This is a genomic window from bacterium, from assembly GCA_035703895.1.
Classification (GTDB): Bacteria; Sysuimicrobiota; Sysuimicrobiia; order Sysuimicrobiales; family Segetimicrobiaceae; genus Segetimicrobium.
In genome coordinates, this window is sequence record DASSXJ010000039.1 from 1 (window position 1) to 3937 (window position 3937).

Annotated in this window: 4 protein-coding genes; 2 read left to right on the plus strand and 2 right to left on the minus strand. The window is 69.0% G+C overall.

Annotated features, from left to right (window positions below):
• A partial coding sequence (locus VFP86_02960) for a hypothetical protein (GenBank protein ID HET8998587.1) occupies positions 1–220 on the plus strand: 220 nt, incomplete at its 5' end.
• 155 nt (positions 221–375) lie between these two features.
• Positions 376–1596 carry an adenylate/guanylate cyclase domain-containing protein gene (locus tag VFP86_02965; GenBank protein HET8998588.1) on the plus strand — a complete coding sequence of 407 codons (1221 nt, stop codon included), beginning with the start codon at positions 376–378 and terminating at the stop codon, positions 1594–1596.
• On the opposite strand, the gene VFP86_02970 is transcribed toward VFP86_02965, so the two are convergent.
• Entirely contained in the window at positions 1578–3110 is a 1533-nt protein-coding gene (locus VFP86_02970) for a M81 family metallopeptidase (GenBank protein HET8998589.1), read from the minus strand. The two genes, VFP86_02965 and VFP86_02970, sit on opposite strands and share 19 nt — an antisense overlap.
• Positions 3055–3879 (minus strand): IclR family transcriptional regulator, encoded by an 825-nt coding sequence (locus tag VFP86_02975; GenBank protein HET8998590.1) that lies wholly within the window; start codon positions 3877–3879, stop codon positions 3055–3057. The genes VFP86_02970 and VFP86_02975 overlap by 56 nt, the downstream gene beginning before the upstream one ends.
• Positions 3880–3937: the final 58 nt, after the last annotated feature.

Here is a 3937-nt window from a genome sequence, read left to right on the forward strand (position 1 = left end):
GATCTCGTGCTTCGGCCCGGACGGGCTGCTGCGCCGCCATGACTTCACCATCGACATCCTCGGCGGGGCGACCGGGCTGCTCTACGCCACCGACTACCGCGACGTCGACGGCATCATCATCCCCACCACGCGACGGGGCTATGCCTGGCAGGGCGACTACCAGCTCGTCCCGGAGCCGCTGCTGGTCGCCATCGACATGGGCGAGATCACCATCCGCTGACCTCATGTCGCCTTGTCCCCGTTGATGCTGACACGGAATTTTAAGAACCTAAGGTGTGCCACGGTAAAGTGAGGTCGTTGGACACCGGGATCCGTGTGCGCGAGAGGGGTACCGTCCGCGTAGACGCGCGTGTGGCAAAAGGGTATTGTTGGGGCATGTCCCGGCTCGACGCCCGCAAGCGGGCCCGCCTCCCGGCCAGCGCCTTCGCGTACGTCGACGCTCGCGGCCGGAGGCGCCTGCCGATCCACGACGAGGCGCACGTGCGGAACGCGCTCGCCCGCTTCAATCAGGTCATCTTCGAGGACGATGCCGCGCGGGAGCGCGCCCGCAAGCGGCTGCTGAATGCAGCGAAAAAGTATAGCATTGTGCCCGTCGGGTTCATCACCGGTCAGCTGCAATACGAGCAGAGACACGCGGCGGCCGGTCGCCTCGTGATCGAGTTGGGCCGGAACGGGGCTCCCGGCGAACTCGAACAGCGCTTGCGAGGCGTCCTGCGGGACCCGGCCCTCACCGTCCTCCATTGGTCGGACGCCTCCGGGGCGTACCTCGACGGCAAAGGCAAACCGGTCGCGCTGCCCGCCGAAGACGAGCCGCGCGTAGTGACCTATCTCGAGCGCCACGGTCGGCCCATGACCGCGCTCGTGCACGATCCGGCGGTTCTCGATGATCCGGATCTCGTGGAGACCGTGCTGGCCGCGGTGCGCTTCGTCGTCGAACACGACCGTGCATATGGCCAGGTTCAGGCAACAGCCACCGATGCCGCGGCGCTCCCCACCGGGTTCGTCACGCTCCTGATGACCGACATGGAAGCCTCCACCGCCCTCCTCCAGCGGTTGGGTGACCGCTACGGCGATCTACTGGACGGCGTGCGAGGCACCCTTCGGGCAGCGGTGTCGCGCGCGGGCGGCCGCGAGATCGACGCGCGTGCCGACGAGTTCTTCGCGGTCTTCGAGCGCTCCGTCGGCGCCGTCGAGGCGGCGGCGGCCATTCAGCGTGCGCTCCACGAACGACGCAGGCCCGCTGCCGAAGTTCGGGTCCGCATCGGGATCCACAGCGGCCGTCCCACCCTCACCGATGTCGGGTACATCGGTCTGGCCGTCCACGCGGCGGCTCGCGTCTGCGCGGCGGCCCATGGGGGACAGATCGTCATTTCCGGAGAGACAAGGGCAGCGGTCGGGGGATCGGCACCGACCGGCATCCGCTTCCGCAGCCTGGGTCGACATCGTCTCCCTGGTCTGGCGGATGCCGAGGCGCTCTTCCAGGTCGTGGCGGACGGACTGCCCGCGCGCTTCCCACCACCGCGGACAGAGGGCCGCACGCCATCGAAGCCGGTCCGGCGCCGGGCGCCTGCCGTTCGTTACTCGTCGAGGGGGTAGAGCGGACGGGTTGCGTGCTGGAACCGCAGCGCCCGCATATTGCAGTTGGTGCACCCGGGCGTCTCGGCCATGATGAGATCCGACGCAAGGGGCCCGTACGCAACGCGAAAATGGGACGGGGACTTCACGAAGACGAGATCGGCGTCTTGCGGCTCCAGCCCGATCGACCGATAGAGCCCCGGGTCCCACTCGATCGTGGGGCGTTCCATCAGGAAGACGTGGATCCCGCCGCTCGCCATGACGGCGGTCCGCCCCATGCTGACGATGACGCCGGCATTGCCGGGCCCGGTGATCCGGTAGCGCCCGTCCCCTAGTGTTCGCACCACACCCGCGAGAGGAATCGGTTGACCGTGCGAAACGCTGACGCTGTGGCCGAGCGGCAGCGTCAGCCGAGCACCGACTCCTGCGGCGTGAGCGGCCTGCACCGCGGGAGCATCGACAAGCGTGAGGAGGGCCGTACGGCCGGATCGGTCGACCCCGTGGGCGAACAGCCCGGCCAGCACCGCATTGCTGTCGCCCGGCGCTCCACCGCTGGGGGCGTCGCCCGAGTCGCCGATCACAACGGGCCCGTGCTCCGCACGGAGCGCCCGGCCGATCGCTTCCTCAAGCGGGACGAGTTGCGGGTCGCATTCGGCACGCCGCGCCCAGGCTTGGTCCGCCAGCGCGTCCGCGATCCGCTGGGCACCTTCCGGGTCGTCGTTGGTAACGACGAGGGAGGCGAAGCCGAGGTCGGGGACGTCGAGCCACGGCTGCACGGGGAACAGCGAGGCCGCGAGCACCCGCCCTCCGGCCGCCAGCGCATCCGTCTTGGCCATGAGATCCCTAAACGGCGGGACGTCCGTGTTCGTGCGCACCGGACTGAGGATCATATGCCGCTTCGCCAGGGCCATCGTGGGATGGATGCGATTCGCCAGGCGGTCCAGGAGCAGCCGCGCCGTTCGGACACCGGTCTCGTACATATCGGTATGTGGATATTTTTTGTAGCCGACCAGAATGTCGACGTGGGCGACCATTCGCGGGGTGATGTGGCCATGCAGGTCCAGGCTCGCCGCGACCGGGATCCGTGATCCCACAACCTCTCTGACCGCGTGCAAGATCAGCCCTTCGGCGTCGGGGTCGTCTTCCAGCACAAGCCCGCCGTGGAGGGCCAGCAGGACCGCGTCCACCGGCAGCTCCTCGCGGAGCCGTCGCAACAAATCCTCGAGCAGGGTATCGAACGCCGCGCGGATGAGAGGTCCGCCCGAGCAGGCGTGCGCGGCTACGAGGGGAACCGCTATGGCGCGCTCGGCGTCCAGCGCATCCAAGAACCCCGAGAGCTCGATGCGCGCCCGCCGGGCAAACGGGAGGATCGCCTCACCGCTCAGCCGGGTGTCCGCATCGAAGAAATCCAGGTCGCTCGTGACGGGCGAAAACGTATTGCTTTCCTGCTTGAGGGAGCCGACCGCGATCCGCAGAGGATCACCGCCTCCGGCGGGGTGAGGCCACGGCTGCGCCGGTGCGAACCCGGTGTCCAAGAGTGTCGGAGACTCCTGCGCACGCGTCGAGCACTTCGGGGATGAGGCCGGCAAGGCGGCGGCCCTCCATCCTCGCCGCGGGCGCGGCGATGCTCACCGCGCCGACCACCCCCTGGGCGTCGAAGATCGGCGCCGCGATGCATACCGCGCCAATGTCCTGTTCTTGACGATCGATCGCATAGCCGCGCTCCCGGACCTTGCGGAGTTCCAGGAGAAGACGCGAGATCGTCGTGATTGTTCGGGGCGTGAAGCGAGGCAGGCCGGCCTCCTTCAGGATGGCGATGAGCTCTCCCTCCGGCAGGTGCGCGGCGATCGCCTTGCCCAGGGCGGTGGCATGCAGCGGGGCGTGGCTGCCCGGGGCTTCGACAAAACGCAGGGGACGCGGGCTGGGCAGCACCTCGAGGTAGAGCGGCGCGCGGTCGCGCCAGATCGCGAGGTTGACAGTATCCTGTGAGAGGTCATGCAACCGCGCCAGGTACGGCTGGGTGACGCGGCGGAGATCGGCGGCGGCGTGGGTCACCTGGGCCAACTGGATGAGCCGCAGCCCCGGCTGGTAGGTCCCGGCCGGCGTCCGCTCGACGAAGCCCCGGGCCTGGAGCGTCGCCAGCAGGCGAAACGCGGTCGTCTTGGGCATGCGCGTCCGCGACGTCACTTCCCCGAGCGTCGCCGCGCGATTGTCCGCGAGCGTCTCGAGGATGTCCAGCCCGCGCTCGAGCGCGGCCACGGTGTACCGGCGTCCCGGCTTCACCGGAATGTCACCAGCCCCCATAGGCGACCCATCCCCCGTCCACCATCGCCAGCGAGCCGGTGACAAACGAGGCGCGCGG